Origin of the sequence: Streptomyces sp. NPDC048411 (genome assembly GCF_040704695.1) — a bacterium.
In the GTDB taxonomy this organism is placed as follows: Bacteria; Actinomycetota; Actinomycetes; order Streptomycetales; family Streptomycetaceae; genus Streptomyces.
The window spans coordinates 52,300-76,673 of the sequence record NZ_JBEZKL010000019.1 but is presented as its reverse complement, the minus strand read 5'-3'; the positions used below and the strand labels follow the sequence as shown (position 1 = coordinate 76,673).

Sequence of the window (24,374 nt, the reverse complement as noted above, 5' to 3'; positions counted from 1 at the left end):
TGGCCCGCCGGTCAGGTGGGTCGTACGTGCTGTGCGGCTGCGCCGGGCTCCATCGTGTGCGCGGGCGCGCCCGCGTTCACGCCGGGCCCGGAGTGGTCTGGGGTGCGTCGATTCCGTTCCGGTGGGAGTGCGTCGCGGGTACGCCGGCGGAAGACCATGAGCCCGGCCAGCGCCGCCCCCATGAGCCAGAGCAACTGGATCACGAGGCCCTGGGCCACCGGCGCGTGGGAAAAGGCCGCGGACATGCTGGCCTGCACGGCTCCGTACGACGGCAGGAAGCGCACGACGGCACTGTCCGACCCGGAGCTCGACAGGGGGTTCTGCAGGGCGGTATCGATGATGCTGATCATCAGGATGGCGAACATGCCCTCCACCTCACGGCGGAGCATCGAGCCGAAGACCACTCCGAGCGCGCCGTAGGTCAGGGCGGCGCAGAACAGCGCGACAGCGAGCATGAGGGGTTGTCGGGGGGACCAGGCGAAGCCGACGGCGGCCGTGGCGTATGCCGCGACGGCGGCGCAGACCAGGGTGAGCGCGGAGAGCTTGGCGAGGACCAGGTGGTGACGCGGGTACCCCGCCATGGCCAGGCGCCGATCGAAGGCACCGCCTGTGAAAGTGGCGGCGAACATCATGAAACCGGCGATCAGGGTGACCGCGTTCAGCGCGCCGGTGATCTGGGTGAGGTTGTTGCCGGGTGGGGTCAGGACCTCGTCCGTAGCCCGCAGCCGGAACGGCGCCGGCCGGTCGGGAATGGTCACGTAGGCCAAGGCGATCCATACGGGGATGTACAGCACCACCAACAGCATCGCGAACCGGTTGCGGGCGTGACCGATCAGCGCGTACCGGGAGGCCGTGGTGAACAGGGACCAGTGCCGCCTCATGCCGCCGCCTCCGCACACCGGTCCTGGCGGTGGAGGCGCCCGTCCTCCAGGCGCCACAGCTGGTCCAGCCGGTCGATGTCGTACGCCAGGTGCGAGACGACCAGCACCGAGCGGCCGGCGTCGCGCAGCCTTGTCGCCAGCTCCCAGAAGCGCAGATACGTCTCCCAGTCGAAGCCCTGGTAGGGCTCGTCCAGCAGTAGCACGTCCGGGTCGTGCATGAGCGCGAGGGTCAGGTTCAGCTTCTGCCGTGAGCCCCCGCTGAGCAGACCCGCACGCTGGTCGAGGTACTCGGTGAAGGCCAGGGTCTCCATCACTTCCTCGGCTCGCCGCAGGTCCGCGAGCCCGAAGGCGTGCCGGAAGAAGTCCAGGTGCTGGCGGACGGTGAAGGAATCGTCCAGGACGACGGACTGCGGGCAGTAGCCGAACCTGCCGCTGTGGTGCACCGAGCCCCGGTCCGGCCTGAGTTCACCGGAGAGGATCCTCAGCAGCGTCGTCTTGCCGGCGCCGTTCTCCCCGACGATCCCGGCGAGGATCCCGGGCCGCAGCCGGAGATCGACGCCCCGTAGAACGGCGTGCTGCCGGTAGGAGTGGTGTACATCTGTGACGTCCATCGCGCTGCTCCGTTGTGCCAGGTCTTCCGGATGGCCACGGAACCGGTCCGCGTCTTTCGAATCGGTGGCGGAACCGGGCCGCCCGTGCCCAACGAGCGGGCAGCGCAACGGAAACGGCGCCAGGAGCGGTTCCGTTCCACGGCGTCAATCCGGCGCACACCGCTTCACGCGTGCGGCGGTTTTGCCGGCCGAAGCAGGTTTCGGGGCAACCGGGGAGGCTAGCGTGGCCAGGACCGGGGTGTCGGCAGGTCCGCCCAGGTTCCGCCCCGGTCCACGGGTCAGGTACCGGGCCCGGGCGTCCAGGTCCGCCCGCCCTGACGCCGTCGCCGCGCCCCTCTGGCGGTCCTGTTCACATGGATGCCGGAGACGTCACGCACGTACGAGGAAGGTCGGTCAGTCATGCGGAGAACATGTGTGATCGGCGCCGGCCCGTCCGGCCTGGCCGCGAGCAAGGTCCTTGCCTCGCGGAACGTTCCGTTCGACTGCTTCGAGGCCGGGACGGGCATCGGCGGACTCTGGCGGTACGGCAACGACAACGGCATGTCGGGGGTGTACGCGTCGCTGCACGCGAACATCTCGAAGGAGAGCATGTCGTTCTCCTCCCTGGCCATGCCGGAGACCTACCCGGTCTTTCCGCACCACAGCATGGTCCTGGCCTATCTGGAGAATTACGCCGCGTCGTTCGGCCTGCACCGCCACATCGTGTGCGGCACAAGGGTCACCTCGGTGCGGCCCCGGGGCGACGGAAGCTGGGAGGTGGTCTGCCTGCGCCGCGGCGACGCGGCAGAGGAGACGCGGCGATACACCGAGGTGGTGGTGGCCAACGGGCACCACTGGGACCCGCGCCTCCCGGCCCCCGCCGTGCCCGGTGCCGAGGAGTTCGAGGGGACTGCGATCCACTCGCACGACTACCGCGCCCCTGGCCCGTACGCCGGCCGGCGGGTGCTGGTGATCGGCATGGGCAACTCCGCGTGCGAAATCGCGGCGGAGATCTCGCGTACGGCGGCGCGGACGTTCCTCTCCGCGCGCGACGCGGCCCATGTGTTCCCCAAGATGCTGCTCGGCCGTCCGGCGGACCACCTGGCGTGGAGCCCGCTGGCCGATCTCCCGCGGTTCCTCAAGGACCCGGCGTTGCGGCTCCTCCTGCGGCTCACCCGCGGTGCCCCGGCTCATTACGGGCTCCCCGAACCGCTCCGCGGACCGCTCGCAAGCCACCCCTCCACTTCCGACGAACTCCTCGTCCAGCTGGCCCGGGGAGCGGTCACACCGAAGCCCGGCGTCAGTTCCTTCGGCCGGGACACAGCGGCCTTCAGGGACGGCAGCCGTGAATCGGTGGACGCCGTGGTATACGCCACGGGCTACAAGATCTCCTTCCCCTTCCTGGAACCCTCCGTGTTCGCCGCCCCGGACGGCCGCACGGAGCTCTATCTGCGCACGGTCCCGCCCCGCATCCCCGGGCTCTACTTCATGGGGCTCGCGCAGCCCTCCGGTGCGGCCTTCCCGCTGCTCGAACCGCAGGCGGAATGGATCGCCGAGCTGATCGAGGGCGCGGTCGCCCTGCCGTCGCCGACGGACATGACGCGGGCGATCGCGCGCGAGTGGCTCCGCCATCGCAAGACGTACGTGTCCACCTACCGCCACGGGATCGAAATTGACTTCCACTCCTACCGAAGAGCCCTTCGCCGGGAACGCCGAGCAGGCAGCCGTCGGGCACGCGGCGCCGTCCCGGCCCTGCCCGCCGTGGCCGGCCTCGCCCCGGCAGCCGACGCCATGTGATCCGCTCAGCCAGGTGTTCCAACGGATGTCCGGCACACACCAGTTGGCGGTGGGGTGGGCGGTGCGCTTCCGTGGGGAGCCGCCCTCACCGGACGCCTTGCGCCGGCACGTACGGGCCAGGCTCGCGGACCTTCCGACGCTGACCCACCGTGTCGAGGCGGAGCTGGGGCCTCGTCCCTGCTTCGTGCCCGTCCCGGACCTCGACCTGCGTCAGCATGTACGCGGTCTCCTCGTGACGGATCCCCGGGAGCGGTGGCAGGACTGTGTCCAGGAAGTGCTGGTGCGGCCGCTGCCGACCGCACCCCGCCCGCCCTGGGACCTCTGGCTGATTCACGGGTACACCGGTACCACTGGCCTGCCCGAGTACGTGCTGGTGTTCCGCATCCACCACGCTCTGGAAGACGGCGCGGGGCACCACTACGTACTACGGACGCTGTTCACCCCGCGCGTCGCACCGCAGAAATCGCCCGCTGTCCAGGACACGCCTCCGCCCGCCGACGGCGTGGGGCGGGGCTCCTCCCGTGCCGTGCTGGGCATCATGGGCGACGTAGCCCGGAGCCTGCGGGGCACCGGCACCTGGTCCGTGTTGCGTCGGCCGCCGACGGGGAAGCTCGCCACGGCCGTCGGGACGGTGGAGACCCGGCGGCTGCTCGCTGTCTCCCGGGCCCTGGGTACCGACGTCAGCACGGTCTTCCTGACCGCGCTGACCGGGGCGATGCGGGCTGTCGCCCTGGCCGAGGAAGAGCGTCCGGCTCCTCTCACACTCCTCTGGCCCCTGTCGGTCCGGACCGGTGGCGAACGGGGCGCGGTGGGCAACTTCCTCACCATGGTGCGTCTCCGGCTGCCCTGTGAGGAGCCCCTTCCGCTGCGCCGTCTCGCCTCGTTCTCACGCCAATTGGAGCCCGGGCGCGTCGAGCGGAGGATGCACACCTCCCGCGCTCTCATGCGGCGCGCGCCGCGTCCGGTGAGCCTTGGCACGCTGCGACTGCTCATGCGTCCGCGCCACGCCTCCCTCACCGGCACCTATTTCCCCGCGGCCGTGCCACGGCCGGTCCTCGGTGAGGCACGGATGGACGGCGCGCTCGGGCTGGGCGCTCCCCTGCCGGGCCAGCTCTGCCATCTGACGCTGCTCAGGTACCGGGCCGAGTGCACGCTCTCCGTCGTCCACGACACGGCGTTCGCCCACGGCTCGGACCTCCCGGGGCTGTGGCTGACGGCCCTGGCAGAACTCGAAGCGGTGGTCTGACACAGACATCTTGGCCCGGGGGCCGCACCCGAGCGGGTCCGTAGGGCCCCCGGTGCCGCCCCGTTCACACCGGCGCCGAGGTCCCCTCCAGTTCACCCACGGCCTTCTCCCACAGTTCCGGAAGGAGTTCCCCGAGCGGAAGGGCGCGGTCGGCCACGAAGGACACCTCGGTCCAGCTCCCGAAGAACGACAAGCCCACTCCGAAAAGATGCCCGGGCACGAGCAGGGGGAGCAGGGCGACGCCCGTCACCTGGCTGTCCCCCAGGCTTCCCTTGTCGGCGACCGGCATGGACGTGGCCATGACGTCGGTGACGCGCGGGGAGAGCATCCTTCGCAGGTACCACTCGGTCGGGCGGTCCGGCATGTAGCGGACCAGGTCCTGAATCGCCTGCCGCCATGCCTCGCCCCGCAGTTTCCGGGTCATCGCCATGACGTGCTCCAGTCGCCGAAGGGGCGAGTCGCCGTCCTGGGTCCGGGTCCCGCGTTCCGGGGCGGTCCGCACGGGCAGCTCCAATGGCAGGGCGAAACAGCGGTTGCCCCAGGTCTGTTCCTCGTCCGGGCGGCGTGCGTCGACGGGCAGCAGTGCCGTCACCCGGGGAAGCGGTACACCGGACTTGGCCGACCAGACCGACAACGCCCCGGCGAGCGCGGCCAGATGGGCGTCGTGGGCCGATCCGCCATGTGCCGTACCGATCCGGCGGAGGGCGTCCGCCGGTACGCGCCCCCGCCACAGCCGCCGCTCTCCCGTGGGAACGAAGGGGATGGCCGGACGGTGGCCGCGAACGGCGAGGGAGTCGGCCAGGAACACCGTGGTCAGCCCGACTGCCGTGCCCACCCGCCGGGGCAGACCGGCCAGGCGGCCCTTCCTCGGCACCGGGCGGGCCGAGGGCTCCCCCTCGCCCAGCATGGCCCGGAACGTCATCGCGGCGGCCGAACCGTCCTGGCAGGCGTGGTGGAAGCGGTAGCACAGGGCGTACTCGTCGGGCGCACGGCCGTGGACCAGCCAGAACCCCCAGTAGGTGCCGGGCGCGAACGGCGCGTTGAGCGCGGTGTGCAGGGCGGCGTCCCACCCCGCGGGCCCCCTTGCGACCACCTCGTGGACGTGCCGGTCAACGGTGAAGGCCGCATCCGGCCGCCACCGGGGGCGCCGTGAGCCGCCCTCGACCCGGCTCGTGAGCAGGGGCAGCCGGCCCAGGCGTAAGCCCACGTACGCGCGGAGGTCTGCCAGGCTCGGGGGCGGACCGCTCAGGTACACGACGCCACCGGCGTCCCAGCGGACGTCGGGGTGGCGGCGTTCCATGCTGAGGAACGCGCGGTCGAGCGAGTGGGTGGGGTGGCTGGGGAAGGGAACGGACTGGGCTGACGGATCGGACACGGGCATCGGGGAACTCCAGTTCGTGACAACGGACGGGCAGGCGGGGCGAGGCCGGGCGCTCGGCCACCCCGACCGACCGGGACGGACCACCGGTCAGAAGGGCCGCCGACCAGTGCGAGTCCGCAGCGACGCCGAACGCGTCACCTCGCCCTGAATGAGACCGACCAGCGATAGGGAGCGTGGAGTAAGGAGCGGGTCGAGAGCCGAGTCTGGGCGTTCAGCGGGAGGAGAGCGCTGCGGCGCTGCGCGCGACGAGCGGTGTGCGTCCAGGCGAGAGCTGTCGGCACGCGACGCCGCGGGCCCTCTTACCGGTCGGTCTCAGTACGGTTTATATCCGGCCGCGGTGAACGGTCGTACGCGCCCGCAGCCCCCGAAGCACGTGCTCCCCTCCTGCCGTACCGGGCTCGTCGCCCGGCACCGCCCGCCGGCGGGGACGCGGACCCGCCCGGGACCGCCTACCGGCCACCGCCCGCGAGATCACCCGAAAGGGGGACGGCCCTCCCGGCGGCCCGCTCGGTCCCGCTGCCTCCGTTGCGTCCGTACGGCCAGGCGCCCCGGCCCGCGGCGGGGGCGCCGACGAGCCGCCCGGGACACACACGGACCGTGGCGTGGGTACTTCGTTCGGGTGAGCCGGTGGGATCGGGGGCTCCATCACCGTCCGCCGTCTGGCACTGTGTGCCCTGCGCCAGTGGTCATCAAGCCCGGGAGAGGGCCTGAGGAGCCCCCGGCGGGGCCGGAGGACCGGCGGACGCCCGTTGCACCGGGTCGGCCGGATGAGTCAGGCCGCGCACGCCGCGACCGCCGGTGTCATGCCGCGCCGTGGGACGGCCGGATGCATCTCGCTCCTGGCCGCCGCAACGGCCCCGGCGTCAACCGCCATCGCACGCGGTTAGTGGTCCTGTCCCTTTCCGAGCTCTTGGAGCCAAGGTCATGCACGTCGCCCTCACCGGCGCCACCGGATTCCTCGGACTGCGCCTGCTGCGCTGTCTGCTCGACACGCACCGGTCGGTGACGGTCCTCGTCCACGCGGGGTCCGGTGACGCGCTGCGCCGCATCACCCGGTTCTTCGCACTGACCGGCGCTCCCGAGCCGTTCGTCGCCGAACTCCCCGACCGGCTACGGGTGGTGGAGACCGAGTTGGAGCAACCCAGGCTGGGGCTGCCCAGGCGCGCGTTCCAGGAGTTGGCCGACGGTCTCGGCGCGATCTGGCACAGCGCGGGCAGCATCAACCTGGAGGGAGACCTTCCCGAGCTGCGCCAGACCAACGTCGAAGGGACCCGGCATGTACTGGAGTTGGCCGCCGCCGGACGCGAGAGACCCGTGGTCCACCACGTGAGTACCGCTTTCGTGGCCGGGAGTCGGCGTGAGGGGGTGGCGTATGAGGACGAGCTGGACGACGCGTACGGCTTCGAGAACGCCTACGAACGCTCCAAGTACGAGGCGGAGGTGTTGATCCACGCGTGGTCGCGGGAGCACCGCCGTCCGGTCGTGGTGCTGCGGCCGAGCATCCTCGTCACGGACCTGCCGCCGCACCCGGAACTGCCCTCGCATCCGCTTCAGGCCATCGAGCGGGTCCTGCGCGACGCGCGACGCACCGTCGGTCCCGGGAGCCTGGGCCACGACGGCGACGGGCCCGGCGGCCCCCACGGCGCCGACCCGGGCGGCCGTCCCCGCGTCCGGTTGGTGGGTCATCCGCACGGCCGGCTGAACCTGATGCAGGTGGAGCACGCGGCGGAGGTCATGGTGCGGCTGGCCGGCCGGACGCCCTCGGGCGGAGTCGACACGTACCACATCGTCCATGACCGCGACGTGCCCGTGCTGACGATCGCAAGCCTGCTGGAACGGCTGGTTCCGTTGTCGATCGACCTGGTCGCCACGAAGCCGGACGACCCGTCGGCGCTGGAGGCCCTGGTGGACTTCTACCCGGGCCTGACTGCCTACCTGACCCACCGACGGCGCTTCGACGACACCCGGGTCCGGGCCCTGTTCGGGCCGTCGGCGGCCTCCGGCCGGGTGGACCTCGACTACCTGTGGTCCGGCCTGGTTCCGAGGGACCGGGTTCCCGCCGGGCCGCCGCCCACGCCCACCGCCGCCTTCCATTCCGCCCGGCACGCCTGATCCGCACACCTCCTCTCCCGCTGGAGCCCCTCCGTGTCCGTCCTCTCCGCTCCCGACGCCCCCGCCGCGTCCCCGCCGGTCTTCTCCCCCGAGGAGATCGCCACCCGGGCCCGACGGATCCGGGAACCCGTACACATCGTCAGCGGGCCGAGCGGCCGTGAGCTGGGAATCGCGACCGGCCCCGTACCCGACGGCCCGGTGCTCGGGACGCTGCCGCCGCTGTACCCCGAGTGGCTCGGCGGCCGCACCTTCTGCGAGGCGCACGGCGTCCGTTTCCCTTATGTGGCGGGCGAGATGGCGAACGGCATCGCGACCACCCGGATGGTGTCCGCGATGGCCCGGGCGGAGATGCTCGGGTTCTTCGGCGCCGGCGGCCTGGCGTATGCCGAGGTGGAGCGGGCCGTGCACGCGCTGGCCCAGGAGTTGCGGTCCCGGCCGAACTGGGGCGTGAACCTCATCCACTCACCGGCCGAGCCCGCGCTGGAGTTCCGCGTCGCCGAGCTGCTGCTGCGCTGCGGTGTGCCCCGGATCTCGGCGTCGGCGTTCATGGAGCTGACCCCGGCTGTCGTGTTGTGCTCGGCCCGGGGACTGCGCCGGGGCGCCGACGGCGGGATCGTCCGGCGCACGCGGATGCTCGCCAAGGTCTCCCGGCCCGAGGTGGCCGAGAGGTTCCTCTCGCCCGCCCCGGCCGCGCTGCTGCACCGGCTCGTCGCGCAGGGGAAGCTGACCCCGGAGGAGGCCGACCTGGCGGCCCTGGTGCCGGTGGCCGAGGACATCACCGTGGAGGCCGACAGCGGCGGTCACACCGACAACCGGCCGTTGTCGGCGCTGCTGCCGAGGATCGTCCTGCTGCGCGACGCGCTGTGCCGGCGGTTCGGCTACCGCCGGCCGGTCAGGATCGGCGCGGCCGGCGGGCTGGGCACGCCGGACGCGGTGGCCGCTGCCTTCGCCCTGGGCGCTTCCTACGTGGTCGTCGGATCGGTGAACCAGACGGCCACCGAGGCGGGCCTGTCCGAAGAGGCCAAGGCGATGCTCTGCGAGGCGGATGTCGCCGATGTGGCCATGGCGCCGGCGGCGGACATGTTCGAGCTGGGTGTCACGCTGCAAGTGCTGTCCCGGGGGACGATGTTCGCCCAGCGGGCCGGCAGGCTCCACACGGCCTACCGGGCGCACGGTTCGCTGGAGGAGATCCCGCCCGCGGTGCGCGCCGCGATCGAACGGGACGTGCTGCGCGCCTCGTTCGACGAGGTCTGGCAGCGCACGCGCGCGTTCTGGGAGCGGCGCGATCCCTCGGAGATCACGCGTGCGGAGACCGATCCCAAGCACCGTATGGCGCTGGTCTTCCGCTGGTACCTGGGCAGTTCCAGTCGGTGGGCGATCACCGGCAAGGCGGCCCGGCGTGCCGACTACCAGATCTGGTGCGGGCCGGCGATGGGCGCGTTCAACCGCTGGGTCGCGGGCACATTCCTGGCCGAACCGGCGAACCGGTCCGTGGTGCAGATCGCGCTCAATCTGCTCGAAGGCGCCGCGGTGCTCACCCGCGCCCACCAACTGCGCACCTACGGAGTTCCGTTGCCGCCCGAGGCATTCGCCTACACCCCGTGCGGGCTGGCATGAGCGGCCCCGGCGCCCCGGAGGCGTCAGCAGCAGCCGTCCACCCCCGAGGAGATGCCGTGTCCGCCACCGCCCCTGGGCAGGTGCCCATCGCCGTGGTCGGTGTCGGCGCCCTGGTGCCCGGCGCGACGGACGCGGCCGGCTACTGGCGGATCGTGACCGGCGGCCGGGACCTGATCACCGAGGTGCCCGCCTCCCGCTGGCTGGTGGCGGACCACTACGACCCGGACCCGGCCGCCCCCGACAAGACGTACGCCCGCCGGGGCGCCTTCCTGCCGGAGGTGGACTTCGACCCGTTGGCGTACGGTGTGCCGCCCGCCAACCTGTCGGCGACGGACACCTCCCAACTGCTCGCCCTGATGGTCGCCGACCAAGTGCTGTCCGACACCGGCGGTCTGTCGGGCGTGGACCGGGACCGGATCGGCGTCGTCCTCGGCGCGGCCGCCCTGGAGCTGCTCCCGCACATGTACGGGCGCGCCCATCGCCCGGTGTGGCTGAAGGCGTTGCAGGAGAGCGGTCTCGCCGAGGCCGAGGCGCAGGCCGTGTGCGACCGCATCTCTGCGCACTTCAGCCCATGGCAGGAGTCGACCTTCCCGGGCCTGCTCGGCAATGTCGTCGCGGGCCGGATCGCCAACCGGTTCGACCTGCACGGCACCAACCACACCACCGACGCCGCCTGTGCCAGCTCCCTGGCGGCACTGTCCACGGCGGTCGGTGAGCTGGCGCTCGGGCGGGCCGACCTGGTGATCAGCGGCGGTGTGGACACCGGGAACGACATCGGCATGTTCCTGTGCTTCTCCAAGACGCCCGCGCTCTCCCGCACCGGTGACTGCCGACCGTTCTCGGATGCGGCGGACGGCACCATGCTCGGCGAAGCGGTCGTCATGTACGCACTGAAGCGGCTGTCCGACGCGGAGCGGGACGGCGACCGGATCCACGCGGTGATCCGGGGCATCGGCACCTCGTCCGACGGCAGGAGTACGGCGATCTACGCGCCACTTCCCGACGGTCAGGCACGGGCTCTGCGACGCGCCTATGAGGAGGCGGGCTACGGTCCGGAGACCGTGGAGCTGGTCGAGGCACACGGGACCGGCACGAAGGCCGGTGACACCGCCGAACTGACGGCGCTGCGCGAGGTGTTCGAGGCGTCGGGGCGTACGGACGGGCAGTGGTGCGCGATCGGCTCGGTCAAGTCGCAGATCGGCCACACCAAGTGCGCGGCGGGCGCGGCGGGGCTGCTCAAGGCGGTCATGGCCCTGCACCACAAGGTGCTGCCGCCGACCATCAAGGTCGACCGGCCGATGCCGGCGGCCGCCGCCCCCGACGGCCCGTTCTACGTCAACACCGAGGCCCGGCCGTGGGTGCGGTCCGCCGGTCATCCGCGCCGGGCGTCGGTGTCGAGCTTCGGCTTCGGGGGCAGCAACTTCCACGTCACGCTGGAGGAGTACGTGCCCTCGGGCACCCCGGCCCGGGTGCCGTCGCGCCATCGCTCCGCGCCGAGCGAACTCGTCCTGTTCAGCGGCGCGTCGCCGTCCGACCTGGTGCCGCCGGAAACGTGCGGCGACCGTCCGCTGGCTGCGCTCGCTCGGGAGAGCCACAGCGCGTTCTCGCCCACCGACCCGGTGCGGCTGGCCGTCGTCGCCACGGGCACCGAGGACCTGAGGAAGAAGTACGCACAGGCGCTCACCCTGATCCGGCAGCGGCCCGGCACGGCGTTCTCGACACCGAACGGCGTCCGGTACGCCTTCGGGGACCCCACGCCCGGCCGTCTCGCCTTCCTGTTTCCGGGGCAGGGATCCCAGTACATCGGGATGGGCGCCGACCTCGCGATGCTGTCGCCGGCCGCCCAGGCCGTGTGGGACCGGCTGGGCGGGACCAGGTTCGACGGGCGGCCCCTGCACCGGGTGGTGTTCCCGCCGCCTGCCTTCGCCGACGAGGAACGCGCGGCCCAGGCGGCACGTCTGGCCGCCACCGAGTGGGCGCAGCCCGCGCTCGCGGTGCACGCGCTCGCACTGCTGGACGTACTGCGGGGTCTGGGACTGCAACCGGACTGCGTGGCGGGCCACAGTTTCGGTGAGCTGGTGGCGCTGCACTGCGCGGGTGTCCTGGACGCCGATTCGCTGGTCGGTCTGGCCCGCAGACGCGGTGAGCTGATGCGGGACGCGGCCGTCGCACCGGGCGCGATGCTGGCCGTGGCGGCGGACCGCGAGCACGTGGTGGCGGTGCTGGCCGGTGACGAGTTCGGCGACATCTGGCCGGCCAACCTCAACTCCCCCAGCCAGGTGGTGCTTTCGGGTACGACGGAGGCTGTCGCGCGCGCCGAGAAGGCGTTCGCGGCCGAGGATGTCGGCACGCGCCGGCTGACCACTTCGACCGCTTTCCACAGCCCGCTGGTCGCCCCGGCCGGTGAGCCGCTCGCCGCGTTCCTGCGCACGGTCCCGCTCACGGAGCCCCGGATCGAGGTGTACGGCAACGCGGACGCGGCACCGTACCCGTCGTCGCCCGACGAGGTACGCCGCCGGATCGCAGGCCACCTGGCCTCACCGGTGCTCTTCCAGGACCAGATCGAGGCGATGCACGCGGCGGGGGTGCGGACCTTCGTCGAGGTCGGCGCGGGCACCGCGCTGACCGGCCTGGTCGGACAGATCCTCGGTGACCGCGAGCACGCGGCCGTCCCCCTGGACCGGGCGGACCGGTCCGGGGTCAGCACCCTGCACACCGCGCTCGGCGAACTCGCCGTACGCGGTATCCCTCTCGACTTCGATCCCCTCTGGGCGCCGTACGCCTCGCCTGGAACCTCAGTGAAGGAGCGCAAGCCCCGGATGACCGTGAAGATCAGCGGAGCCAACTACGGTCAGCTCTACCCGCCCCGCACCGAAGCCGCCGAACCACCGCCGCCCGCACCCACGCTGGAACGCAGGCCGGAACACCACCCGCATCCCGCCCCCGCCCCCTCGTCCGACATCCCGACGGTTCCCATGTCCGCGTACACACCCGCTCCCGCCCACACTCCGGAGCCGTCGGCGTACGAGACGGCGCCCGCCCAGGAACCGGAGCCCGCGTACGGAGCCGAGCCGTCGCACGACCCCGGGCCCGCCTACGACCCTGTGTCCACGTACGGTGCCGAGCCCGATGCCGCCCTCGGCGCCGAGTGGTACGCCGCGGTGGAGAGCGTCCAGCGGCAGACGGCGGAGGCCCACGCGGCCTGTCAGCGCATGCTGACCGAAAGCCATATGGCTTTTCTGCGGATGGCCGAGACCACCCTGGCCGCGATGCTCGGGGTACAGGGCATCGGCGGTGTGCTCGACGCCCCGGCTCCCCCGGCACCGCTGCCACTCCCCCGGCCTTCGCCACCCCGGCGGGCCCCTGCACCCGTGACACCGCCCCCGGCAGCGGTCGGCGTTCCCGGGGCCATGCCCGCCTTGGTACCCGCCGTGCCCGGCGAGGCGCCGTCGCCCGCACCGGTCGCCGCCGAGGAACGGGCCCCGGCCGCCGTCCCGGTGGACCCCTCGGCACCGGCCGCCGATGCCGCACCTCTGTCGGCACCGGAACTGGAGGAATTGCTGCTCTCGGTGGTGGCCCGGCTCACCGGCTACCCGACGGAGATGCTCAACGTGGACATGGAGTTGGAGGCGGATCTGGGAGTCGACTCGATCAAGCGCATCGAGATCCTGTCGGCCGTACGCCGGAGGGTGGGCGACGTGGCGACGGGAGACGTCGGACAGCTCGGTAAACTCCGCACGCTGCGCGAGATCGTCGAGGCGCTCACCGCGGCCGGCCGACCGCCCGGCGCCCCGGCGCCGGACTCCCCGGCCGTGGCCGAATCCCCCGCCGGGACGGCCGCCGCCGTCCCGGCGATCCCCGCCATGCGCACCGGGTCCGGGCAGGAGACGGCGCTGACGAGGCTGGTGCCGCGCGCGGTGGAGTCACCGGTGTCCGGCCTGGCGACGGCGGGGCTCCTGGACGGGCCGCTCGTGGTGACGGGCGGGGGCGCCGACGGCGCCGCGATCACCGCCCTCGTCGCGCGGAAGCTGGCGGAGCACGGCGTGGACGCCACCGCCGTGGCGGAGGTGCCCGAGGATGCGCGCGGTGTCGTGCACCTCGGCGGGCTGACCGGGGGCGGCACGCCGGACGATGCGCGGGAGGTCCACCGGTCGGTGTTCCGCGCGGCGCGCGCGGTGGCGGCACAGGCCGCCGAACGGGGCGGACTGTTCGTGACCGTGCAGGATACCGGAGGCGACTTCGGGCTCGGCGGCCACGCACCCGACCGCGCGTGGCTGGGCGGCGTCGCTGGTCTGACCAGGACCGCGGCGAAGGAGTGGCCGGGTGCCTCGGTCAAGGCCGTCGACTGCGAGCGGGGTGGTCGGAGCGACGAGGAGGTCGCCGAGGCGATCGTGCGGGAACTGCTCGAAGGCGGCCCCGTTCCGGACGTAGGTCTCCGCGCGGACGGTACCCGCATCACCCTGCGGACGGTACCCGCGCCGGTGATGCCCGGTAAGACCTGGCGGATCACCTCGGAGTCGTTGATCGTGGCCACCGGAGGGGCCCGCGGGGTGACCGCCGCCGCGCTACTGGACCTGGCCAGGACCCACCGTCCGCGGATCGTGCTGCTCGGCAGGACGGCACCGGCTCCCGAGCCCGCAGGGCTCGCGTCGGCCGCCGACGCACCGACGCTCACCCGTCTACTCTCCGAGCGTTCGACCGAGGACGTGGAGAACTCCTCGCCTGCCCGGATCGCGGCGCGGGCCCGGGAAATCCTGGCCGCGCGCGAAGTGCGGGCAACCCTGGCGGCGCTGGAGGCGGCGGGGTCCCCCGTCCGGTACGTCCAAGTGGACGTCCGCGACGGCGACGCCGTCGCCGCCGCACTGCGCGACGTACGTGACGCGTGGGGGCCGGTCACCGGCATCGTGCACGGTGCGGGAGTACTGGCCGACAAGCGGATCGCCGACAAGACCGACGAGCAGGTCGAGCAGGTGATGTCCACCAAGGTGGACGGTCTGCGCGCGCTGCTGGCCGCGACGGCGGACGATCCGCTGGACGTGATCTGCCTGTTCTCCTCAGTGGCCGCCGTGTTCGGCAATGCGGGGCAGAGCGACTACGCCATGGCCAACGAGATCCTGGGTCAGGTCGCGTCCGCCGAGCAGGCCCGCCGCCCTGGCTGCCTGGTGCGGTGCGTCGCCTGGGGTCCGTGGCGCGGCGGCATGGTCACGCCCGCTCTGGCCGGGCATTTCGGCCGGTCCGGGGTTCCGCTGATCCCTCTGGAGCAGGGGGCGGCCGCTTTCACGGCCGAGCTGGACGGCACAGCCGGCGAGGCCCGCGTCGTCCTGGTGGCCGGAGACGATCCGGCGGCCCTGTCCCCGGCCGGCGATCCGCGTCCGGCACAGCTGCTGGTCCGGGCGGACAACCTGCCACAGCTGGCCGACCACGCGCTCACCGGGGTTCCCGTGCTGCCCGTGGCGATGGTCCTGAACTGGTTCGCAGGGGCGGCCACCGCCTGGCTGCCAGGTGCCGGCCCACTCGTCCTGCGCGACCTGCGGGTGTACAAGAAGTGCACCCTGCCCGAACTGGCCGGCACAGGCCACCGGCTCACCGTGCACGGCAGCCGGGGCGCGGCCGGTTCGCCGTCGGGGCTGGAGGCGGAACTGCGCGGGGAGAACGGGGTTGCGCACTTCCGGGCCGTGCTGGACACCGGGGCCGAAGAGCAGGATCCGGCCACGTGGGGCAGCCCGGACGGCCTCAAGCCGCTGGACCGCACCGAGTTGTACGACGGGGAGAGCCTCTTCCACGGCCCCCGCTTCCACTCCGTCCGCTCGCTGCACGGTGTTTCAGAGCACGGAGCCGAGGCGATCGTCGCGGGCGTGCGCGTCTTGGAATGGCCGGGTGAGCACTGGTCGCTCGACCCGGCCGCCATCGACGGCGCGCTCCAACTCGCCCTGGTCTGGGCGCAGGAGGTACTCGATGCGGCGACGCTGCCGATGGCCGTCGCGGAGTGCAGGGTGCACCGGCGCGGCCCGGTGGACGGCAGCGTGCGGTGTGTGCTGCGAGGCCGCAAGGTTCACAGCACGGGGGCGCGCTGCGACGCGGCGCTGATCGACGCCGACGGAGCCGTCCGTCTGGAACTGCTCGGCGTGGAACTCGTCCGCCGCCCCTCCTGAGAGCCTGTCGGGTGACCTTCGATCGGAGAGCGGACGCGGCGTGGTGCGTGCGATTCCAAGGCGCCGGGATGGCCTCGTAGCAAAGCTACCAGGGCATTTCGGCAACGCCGGAAGCGTGCGTGCCACGCCGTGGCCACCCGATCAGAGGTCGCCCGACAGGCTCTGAGCCCCGGCCCCTCCGAACCAGCCCCGCCCTGCCGTGAAGTGAGACCTGCATGACATTCGAACCGATCGCCGTCGTCGGCCGGGGCTGTGTGCTGCCCGACGCGCTCGATCCGGACACGTTCTGGGACAACATCGCCGCGGGCCGCACCAGCCTGTCGGCCATCCCGGAGGGCCGGTGGCGGCTGCCGCGCCACTGGGCCATGGGCTCGGTGGACGACCACCTCGACCGCACCTGGACCGATGTCGGCGGGCACGTACGGGGGTTCGAGTCCGTCTTCGACCCGAGCGGTTTCCGCATCGCCCCGGAGCGGATCCTGTCGCTGGACCCGCTCTTCCACTGGGTCATGTACGGCGTCCGGCAGGCGCTCACGGAGGCGGGCCGCGAAGGCCCCCTGCCGCGCGCGGGGCTGGTGCTGGGAAACCTGTCCTATCCCACGCCCACAGGGGCGGCTTTCGCCGAGCACGTCTGGCTGTCCGCCCAGCGGCCCCCGCTCCGTGACGCCTTGTTGACGGGAGAGCGCCGGGAGCGGCCCGACGCCCGGAATCGCTTCTCGTCCGGGCTGCCCGCCCGGCTCGCGGCCCGAGCCCTCGGATTGGGCGCGGGCGCGTGGTCCCTCGACGCCGCCTGCGCGTCGTCGCTGTATGCCATCAAGCTGGCGTGCGACCGGCTGCACGACGGCACGGCGGACCTGATGGTGGCCGGTGCGGTCTCCCGGGCGGACCCCCTCTATCTGCACGTGGGCTTCTGCGGGCTGTCCGCGACGAGCCGCACGGGGCGCAGCCGGCCCTTCCACCGGGACGCGGACGGGCTGGTGCACGGCGAGGGCGCCGGGTTCGTCGCCCTGATGCGGCTGTCCGAGGCCCGCACCGCCCATCTGCCCGTGCTCGGTGTGATCCGCGGTGTCGGGTTGTCCAACGACGGGCGCGGCACCGGGCTGATCAGCCCGTCGGAGGAGGGCCAGGTCCGGGCCATGCGCCTGGCGTACGACGTGGCGGGCGTCGCGCCCGAGACCGTGTCACTCGTCGAGTGCCATGCGACGGGGACGCCGGTCGGGGACGCAGTGGAGGCGCGCGGCATGGCCCGGGTCTTCGGGACCGGTGACGACGTGCCCATCGGTTCGGTGAAGTCGAACGTCGGGCACCTGCTGGCCTCGGCGGGCGTGGCCGGGCTGCTGAAGGTGCTCGGCGCGCTGCGTGCGGGGATCCGTCCGGCGACGCTCGGCGCGGAACGGCCGCTGGAGGCGCTGGCGGGCACGCCGTTGCGGGTGTTGACCGCGCCGGAACCGTGGTCGGGGCCGCGCCGGGCGGCGGTGAGCGCGTTCGGGTTCGGCGGGACCAACGCCCATCTGGTGGTGGACCTTCCGGACGGCGACCCGGTGTCCGGTGTACCGCAACCGATCCGCCCCGCCGCCGTGCCCGCCCCGATCCGGGTACAGGAATCGCCGGGCGGCCGTACGCCGGTGGCGATCGTCGCCCTCGGCGCCCGAGTCGGCGACGGGACCTGTACGGAGGACTTCCGGCGGGCGGTGCTGGGCGGTGAGCGGCGTGGCCCCGCCCCCGAAATCGCTGTGGAGTTGAGGGACCTGTGCTTCCCGCCACTGGCCCTGAAGCGAACGGTGCGCCATCAGCTCCTGGTGCTGGAGGCCGCCCGGGAGGCCGTCCGGTCGGTGTCCCTGCCCCGGGAGCGGACCATGGTGGTCATCGGCATGGGGGTGGACCCCGAGGTGGCCCGGGCGGGCGCCCGCTGGAGGGTTCCCTATTGGCTGGAGCAGGCCGGACCCTTCGCCACGGCACCGTCGGCGGACCTCGCCCGGGACGCGTTCGTGCCGCCCGTGACCGCGGAGGGGGTGGTGGGCACCATGCCGAACCTTGTGGCGAACCGGATCAGCACCCAACTCGACCTGGCGGGCCCAGGTTTCGCGGTCTCGGCGGAGGAGGCGTCCGGGCTGGTGGCACTGGAACTCGCGGCCCGGGCCCTCCGTTCGGGGGAGGTCGACGCCGCGCTCGTCGGTGCCACCGACCTGTCCTGCGAGGCGGTGCATCAGACCGCCCAGCGGGATCTCGGCCGCGAGGACGAACCGGGGGACGCCGCCGTCGTCCTGGTCCTCAAGTCCTTGGACACCGCGCGCAGGGACGGCGACACCGTCGTCGCCCTGCTCGACGAGGACACCGCCGGCGCACCCGACATGGTCATCGGGGACGGCCCGGACGCGGTGTTCGACCCGGCGTCGGCCTTCGGGCGCGCCCACGCCGCGTACGGGCTGATCTCCGTCGCGGTCGCGGCGCTCTCGCTCCAGCACCGCGCGGTGCCGCGTCCGGGCGGTCCTGCGGACACTGCGACCGTCGCGGACACCGCGAAGGCCGTGGTGACACCGTTGGAAGGGCCCACCGCGAGTGTCCGGCTGCGCGCGGGAGACGCTCGGCCGTGGCTGCGGGGCCCGGCTCCGCGCCTGCACGTCTTTTCGGGGGCCGACCGCCGGGAGGTGCTGGCCGCGCTGGAGTCCGGTGCGGAGTCCGACGCCGGACCGGCCCGGCTGGCACTCGTGGTCGACGACGACGCGTTGCCGGGCCGCAAGGAGGCCGCCCGCCGCTGGCTGGCCGAGGGCGGGACCCGTCCGGCCGATGTGCTGTACCGGGACAGGCCGGTCACGGGGCAGACCGCGTTCGTGTACACCAACGGCTCGGCCGCGTACCCGGGTATGGGCCACGAGCTGATGCTCGCGCTGCCGTCGCTCGGCGAGGCCGTCCGTGCCAGGCACGGGGCGATCGGTGCACGACTGCGGTCCCAGGCGGAGCGCGGAGTGCTCGACCAGATCTGGGGTGCCGCCGAACTCGCCGTCTGCCACACCGTGTTCACCCGGGAGGTGCTCGGGCTCCGGCCGGACGCCGCTCTCGGGTACTCCTCGGGCGAGTCGGCCGCCCTGGTGGCGCTGGGTGCCTGGCCGGACGCCGCAGGGCTGTACGACGCCACCCGGGACAGCGGTCTGTTCACGACCGAACTCACCGGTGAACTCCGGACGGTCCGGCGCCGCTGGGAGCGTCTGGGCGTCCAGGGCCGGCGCTGGTCGAGCTATCTGGTCAGTGCGCCCTTGGAGGCGGTCCGTGCCGAGCTCGCCGCCGAGGTCGCAGTCCATCTGATGGCGGTGAACGCCCCCGGAGTCTGCGTCGTCGGCGGCGAGTCCCGCGCGTGCGCGGCCGTCGTGGCCAGGATCGGCGCCGACCGCGCGATCGAGCTCGACTACGACATGGCCGCCCACGCACCGGAGTTGGCGGAGATCCGAGAGGTATGGCGTGCGGTCCACCATCGTCCGACCGTCGACGTGCCCGGTGTGCGGTTCTACAGCGGGGCCACCGGGCAGTCGTACCGGCCGACGGCCGAGCGAGCCGCCGAGGCGCTCACCGCGCAGGGACTGAACACGATCGACTTCGCGGCCACGGTCGAGCAGGCGTGGGCCGACGGTGTCCGGGTCTTCGTGGAGCACGGGCCGCGCAAGCTGTGCACCGGCTGGATCAAGCGGGTACTCGGCGACCGGGACCATGTGGCCGTCGCACTCGATGCCCCGGGCGATACTCGGCTGCGGCAGCCCTGCCTGGCGGTGGCCGAACTCGTCGTCGCGGGCGTGCCGGTACACGCCGACGAGTTGTTCGCCCGGCTCGCGGAAGCCGCCACGGAGGTCCCCCGTCCCGGGCCCACCGTCACCGTGCCCGTACCCGTGCCTCCGTGTCTGCCGCCGCTGGAACCGGCCCTGGTCACCCTGCCCCGGGCCCCTGAGCTGGCGCCGGTACCGGACCGGGAGGCCGGCCGGTCCGACGCACCGACCGGCGTGGCCGTGCCCTGTCCCGGTACCGTGGGGCTGCGCCCCCTGCCGGACGTCCGGCCGACAGGCTCAGACGGGTGGGATCCGCGGGCGGCGGGCGCCCGTGCCGCAGTCCTCCGGCAGAGCCTGCAGGTCGCCGCGCTGCACCAAGAGATCATCGCCGGGCACACCGAGGCCCATCAGCGGTTCCTGCAGATGTCCGCTCTCGCCGTCACCGCGCTGCGGAGCACCGTGCCCGTTCCCGTACGGCCACCGGGCCTCCCGGCACCGCGTCCGACCGCCGGGCCGCCGCCGGTCCCCGTACGGCCCACGACCCGCTCGGTGTTCCTGCCCGCTTGCCCGCCGGAAGCGGCAACCGCACCGCCCCAGAGGCCGGGGCCGAAGTTCGACCGCGCCCAGCTGGAGCACCTCGCCTCCCGGGAGATCTCCACGCTGTTCGGCCCGCGGTTCGCCGAGCAGGACGGGTACGCGGTGCAGACACGGATGCCCGAGCCGCCGATGCTGTTCGCGGACCGGGTCACCGGCATCGACGCCGTGCCGACGGCGCTCGCCGCGCCCGGCCCGGTGCGCACCGACGGGACGATCTGGACAGAAACCGACGTCCTGCCCGACAGCTGGTACCTGGACTCCACCGGACGTATGCCGGCCGGGCTGCTGATCGAGGCGGGGCAGGCGGATCTGCTCCTGCTCAGCTGGCTGGGCGTCGACCTCCTCAGCCGGGGCGAGCGCGCCTACCGGCTGCTCGGCTGCGAGGTGACGTACCACGGCAGCCCGCCGCAGCCGGGCGAGACCCTGTGCTACGAGATCCACATCGACGGCCACGCGGAGCACGACGGCATCCGGCTGGCCTTCTTCCACTACGACTGCTACGTGGACGGAGAACTCCGGCTCAGCATCCGCGAGGGCCAGGCCGGGTTCTTCACCCCCGAGGAACTGGCGGGTGGCGGAGGTGTGCGGTGGGATCCCGCCGAGCGGCCGCCCGGCGACGACCTGCCGCTCGACCCGCCCGCAGTGCGCTGCGGACGGACCCGCTTCAACGCGGACCGGGTGCGGGCCCTGGTCGAGGGGCGGCCGGCGGACTGCTTCGGCCCCGGCTGGGAGGCGACGGCGGCCCACGTCCGCTCACCGGGACTCGACGACGGCAGGCTGCGGCTGGTGCACGAGGTGACCGCGTTCGACCCGGCCGGAGGGCCGTGGGGCCGCGGCTATCTGCGGGCCGAGACCCCGCTGTCGCCGGACGACTGGTTCTTCGCGGGGCACTTCAAGAACGACCCCTGTATGCCGGGCACCCTGATGCTCCAGGGCGGTCTCCAAGCGATGGCGTTCTACCTGGCGGCCATGGGCTTCACCATGAACCGGGACGGCTGGCGTTTCGAGCCCGTCGACGGTCACCCCTGCAAGGCGATGTGCCGAGGCCAGGCGACTCCGGTCGGCAGGCGGGTCGTCTACGAGGTGTTCGTGCGCGGTGTCTCGGCCGGGCCGGTGCCGACGCTGTACGCCGATGTGCTGGGCTCGGTGGACGGGACGAAAGCATTCCTGGGCCAGGACGTGGCGCTGCGGCTCGTGCCCGACTGGCCGCTGTCGCACTGGCGGCGCTCGGGCCCGCCCATCGCGCAGGGCAGCGGTACACCGGTGCCGCTCCCCTTGCTCGGCGGGCTGGCCGGGCACCGGGAGGAGAAGCCGGTGGCGACGACGGCCGATGGATTCCCCTTCGGCTACGCCTCGTTGCTGGCGTGTGCCTGGGGCAGACCGAGTGAGGCGTTCGGCACCGCGTACGAGCCCTTCGACGGCACCCGTAAGGTCGCGCGGCTGCCCGGTCCCCCCTACCACTTCATGAGCCGGATCGTCTCGGTGGACGGTCCGCAGGGCGGTATGCAGGAGGGCAGCAGTGTCGTCGCGGAGTACGACGTGCCCGCGCGGGCCTGGTACTTCGAGCAGAGCGGCGGCCGTACGATGCCGTTCGCCGTCCTGATGGAGATTGCGCTGCAACCCTGCGGGTGGCTGGCCTCTTACGTGGGCAGCGCGTTGACCACCGACACGGATCTGCTGTTCCGCAACCTCGACGGGTCGGGAACGGTCACCGGTGAGGTCACTCCGGCGACGGAGACGGTTCGCACCCATGCTGAACTGACTCGTATCTCCCACAGCGGGGACATGATCATCGAGTCGTTCCGGGTGAGGTGCACGGCCGACGGCGTGCCGCTGTTCGAACTCTCCACGGACTTCGGCTACTTCCCGCCGTCGGCCTTCGACCACCAGCAGGGCCTCACGGCGTCGGCCCAGGACCGGGCCCGTCTCGACGAGCCCTGCGAGCGTGTGGTCGATCTGACCGCCCGGCCCGCTCGTTACTGTGCCGGGGAACCGCGGCTGCCGGGCCCCATGCTGCTGATGCTCGACCGGATCACCGGCTGCTGGCCGGACGGGGGCAGCATGGGGCTCGGGCGGCTACGGTCGGAGAAGATCGTGGTCCCGGACGAGTGGTTCTTCCGGGCGCATTTCTTCCAGGACCCGGTGCAGCCGGGGTCGTTGGGTGTCGAGGCCATGTGCCAGCTGCTCCAGTACCACCTGCTCGAGCGCGGCGCGGCGGACGGCATCCCACGCCCCCGGTTCGAGCCGGTGCTGCCCGGCCGCGAGACAACCTGGACGTACCGCGGCCAGATCACCCCGGCCAACCGGCTGATCCGGGTGGACATGGACATCGTGGAGAGCGGCACGGACGCGCGGGGGCCCTATGCGAGGGCGGACGCGTCGCTGTGGGGCGATGACACGTGCATCTACCGAGTGCGCGGGCTGGGCATGCGTGTGGTGTCCGACGCGCCTCCTGGGTCCTCACCCGCTCCGTGACGCGAGTGCCCGGCTGACCTCGCTGGTTCAACAGGTCAACCGCCTCTACGAGGAACTGCTGTTCCTCACCGACACCGAGGACGCCATCACTCTGGTAACCGAGAACGCCATCCCCACCACCGGCGCTCCGCTGCCGGCCCACGTCCACCAGATCCACGTGGACAACGTGTCCTACACCTACCCCGGGGCCGACTCCCCTGCGTTGCAGAACGTCAGCTTGAGGGTGCGCCGCGGCGAGGTGACCGCGCTGGTGGGCGCGAACGGATCCGGCAAGACCACCCTGACCAAGGTGCTGTCCGGACTGCTGCTGCCCCCCGGCGGAAACGTGTGGTGGCAGGACGCCGACGGCAGCGGGCAGGTCGAACTCCGGGACGCCAACCGGGCGGAGATCTTCTCCATGGTGGGGCTGCTCGCGCAGGACTTCCCTCGCTGGGAGATGACCGCGGCCGCGAATGTGGCGATCGGCGCCGGCGACCGCGTCCGCGACATGATCCAGGTCAGGGCCGCAGCGCTGTCCGCCGGCGTCTTCAAGCTGATCGAGAGCCTGCGCCACGGCTGGGACTCCATCGTCTACAAGGGCTACGAGCGCGGCGTCCAGCTCTCGGGCGGACAGTGGCAGAAACTCGGCACGGCGCGAAGCCTGTACCGAGGCGCCCCATTTCTCCTGGTCGACGAGCCGACCTCGGCGCTCGACCCGCACGCGGAAATCGCCGCGTTCGAAGGCCTGTGGTCCCTCGCGGAAGAAGGCCACGCAGTTGTTCTCGTGACCCACCGCCTCGCGGCCACGGCCAACGCCGACCGCATCTACGTCCTCGACCAGGGTCGGGTGGCCGAAGAAGGCGCGCACGAGCAGCTCATGACCCGGCCTGACGGCATCTACCGGGGCATGTTCACCGCTCAGGCCGCCCAGTACGGGGCAGACGCCCCGACCGTTCCTTCGCAGGCCGGGCACGCCTCGACGCCGGATCCAGGGAAGGGCGGCTCGCAGTGAACGTCTCTGCGCCGGACAGCAGCCTGTGGCGGCATGCGGATTTTCGGAGGTACTGGGGCGGGCAGGCCGTCACCGTCGCCGGTTTCGGGATCACCGCCATCGGTATCCCGGTCATCGCCGTGGTGGACCTGCACGCCTCCACCATGCACGTGGCACTGATCGCCGTCGCGGGGAAGGTCGAGCAGCACCACGACCGGGTTGCCGCCCGGCCTGCTCCATATCCGCGCGTCCAACACCCATGAGGTCGCCCAGCGGCTCGCCCCCGAGACCAGGATCGTCTACGTCGACCACGACCCGCTGGTCCTCGCGCACGCCCGCGCCCTGCTCACCTCGACCCCCGAAGGTGCGACCGCCTACGTCGACGCCAACCTGTCCGACCCTGATCGCATCCTGGCGGCCGCCGCCGAGACGCTGGACCTCACCCGCCCCACCGCCCTGATTCTCAGCAACATCCTGGGCCACATCGCTGACTACGACCATGCACGCGACACCGTCACCCGCCTGATGGACGGACTGCCGTCCGGCAGCTACCTCTCCATCAACGACGGTTCACGGGGCACCGACGCCGACTACGAACAGGCCCAGGACGCGTACAACGATACCGGCGCCGTACCGTACTTCCTGCGCCCCGTCGGCGAAATCGCGGCGTTCTTCGACGGTCTGGAACTTTTGGACCCCGGGGTCGTGTCGGTCCCGTTCTGGCGCCCGGACCCCACTTCCCCCACCCCGGAACCCATCGGCGAGCACGGCGGTCTCGCCCGCAAGCCATGACACCTTGAC

11 protein-coding genes and 1 pseudogene are annotated in these 24,374 nt (G+C 72.5%); 9 read left to right on the top strand and 3 right to left on the bottom strand.

The window, feature by feature from the left end:
- Positions 1-11 precede the first annotated feature (11 nt).
- Together AB0915_RS10255 and AB0915_RS10250 are read right to left on the bottom strand one after the other, a co-directional pair.
- The gene (locus AB0915_RS10255) at positions 12-881 is read right to left on the bottom strand and encodes an ABC transporter permease (RefSeq protein WP_366690648.1); all 870 of its coding nucleotides are present in this window, start codon (positions 879-881) and stop codon (positions 12-14) included.
- Positions 878-1,492: an ABC transporter ATP-binding protein gene (locus AB0915_RS10250; protein WP_366690647.1), complete on the bottom strand. Its 615-nt coding sequence runs from the start codon at positions 1,490-1,492 to the stop codon at positions 878-880. The genes AB0915_RS10255 and AB0915_RS10250 overlap by 4 nt, the downstream gene beginning before the upstream one ends.
- Positions 1,493-1,906: 414 nt before the next feature.
- Between AB0915_RS10250 and AB0915_RS10245 the strand changes: the two genes are divergently transcribed.
- Positions 1,907-3,268 (top strand): NAD(P)-binding domain-containing protein, encoded by a 1,362-nt coding sequence (locus tag AB0915_RS10245; RefSeq protein WP_366690646.1) that lies wholly within the window; start codon positions 1,907-1,909, stop codon positions 3,266-3,268.
- Positions 3,269-3,293: 25 nt separating this feature from the next.
- Positions 3,294-4,514 carry a wax ester/triacylglycerol synthase domain-containing protein gene (locus AB0915_RS10240; protein WP_366690645.1) on the top strand — a complete coding sequence of 407 codons (1,221 nt, stop codon included), beginning with the start codon at positions 3,294-3,296 and terminating at the stop codon, positions 4,512-4,514.
- A gap of 64 nt (positions 4,515-4,578) precedes the next feature.
- On the opposite strand, the gene AB0915_RS10235 is transcribed toward AB0915_RS10240, so the two are convergent.
- Complete coding sequence (locus AB0915_RS10235; RefSeq protein ID WP_366690644.1) at positions 4,579-5,895, bottom strand: wax ester/triacylglycerol synthase domain-containing protein; 1,317 nt, start codon at positions 5,893-5,895, stop codon at positions 4,579-4,581.
- 924 nt (positions 5,896-6,819) lie between these two features.
- Between AB0915_RS10235 and AB0915_RS10230 the strand changes: the two genes are divergently transcribed.
- From AB0915_RS10230 to AB0915_RS10200, 7 genes and pseudogenes are all read left to right on the top strand, one after another.
- Positions 6,820-8,007: an SDR family oxidoreductase gene (locus tag AB0915_RS10230; RefSeq protein ID WP_366690643.1), complete on the top strand. Its 1,188-nt coding sequence runs from the start codon at positions 6,820-6,822 to the stop codon at positions 8,005-8,007.
- Positions 8,008-8,040: 33 nt separating this feature from the next.
- Entirely contained in the window at positions 8,041-9,624 is a 1,584-nt protein-coding gene (locus AB0915_RS10225; protein ID WP_366690642.1) for a PfaD family polyunsaturated fatty acid/polyketide biosynthesis protein, read from the top strand.
- Positions 9,625-9,680: 56 nt separating this feature from the next.
- Complete coding sequence (locus AB0915_RS10220; protein WP_366690641.1) at positions 9,681-15,776, top strand: SDR family NAD(P)-dependent oxidoreductase; 6,096 nt, start codon at positions 9,681-9,683, stop codon at positions 15,774-15,776.
- Between the two features lie 215 nt (positions 15,777-15,991).
- Positions 15,992-22,603, top strand: a complete 6,612-nt coding sequence (locus tag AB0915_RS10215; RefSeq protein ID WP_366690640.1) for a beta-ketoacyl synthase N-terminal-like domain-containing protein — start codon at positions 15,992-15,994, stop codon at positions 22,601-22,603.
- On the top strand, positions 22,521-23,594 hold the full coding sequence (locus tag AB0915_RS10210; protein WP_366690639.1) for an ABC transporter ATP-binding protein: 1,074 nt from the start codon (positions 22,521-22,523) through the stop codon (positions 23,592-23,594). The genes AB0915_RS10215 and AB0915_RS10210 overlap by 83 nt, the downstream gene beginning before the upstream one ends.
- Positions 23,591-23,836, top strand: a complete 246-nt coding sequence (locus AB0915_RS10205) for a hypothetical protein (protein WP_366690638.1) — start codon at positions 23,591-23,593, stop codon at positions 23,834-23,836. The genes AB0915_RS10210 and AB0915_RS10205 overlap by 4 nt, the downstream gene beginning before the upstream one ends.
- Positions 23,826-24,365, top strand: a pseudogene (locus AB0915_RS10200) (SAM-dependent methyltransferase); the annotation flags it as partial. The gene AB0915_RS10205 and the pseudogene AB0915_RS10200, both read left to right, overlap by 11 nt.
- Positions 24,366-24,374: the final 9 nt, after the last annotated feature.

Coding starts and splice junctions, on each gene's coding strand:
- AB0915_RS10255 (WP_366690648.1), bottom strand. CDS start 881: ATGAGGCGGCACTGGTCCCTGTTCACCACGGCCTCCCGGTACGCGCTG.
- AB0915_RS10250 (WP_366690647.1), bottom strand. CDS start 1,492: ATGGACGTCACAGATGTACACCACTCCTACCGGCAGCACGCCGTTCTA.
- AB0915_RS10240 (WP_366690645.1), top strand. CDS start 3,294: ATGTCCGGCACACACCAGTTGGCGGTGGGGTGGGCGGTGCGCTTCCGT.
- AB0915_RS10235 (WP_366690644.1), bottom strand. CDS start 5,895: ATGCCCGTGTCCGATCCGTCAGCCCAGTCCGTTCCCTTCCCCAGCCAC.
- AB0915_RS10230 (WP_366690643.1), top strand. CDS start 6,820: ATGCACGTCGCCCTCACCGGCGCCACCGGATTCCTCGGACTGCGCCTG.
- AB0915_RS10215 (WP_366690640.1), top strand. CDS start 15,992: ATGACATTCGAACCGATCGCCGTCGTCGGCCGGGGCTGTGTGCTGCCC.
- AB0915_RS10210 (WP_366690639.1), top strand. CDS start 22,521: ATGACACGTGCATCTACCGAGTGCGCGGGCTGGGCATGCGTGTGGTGT.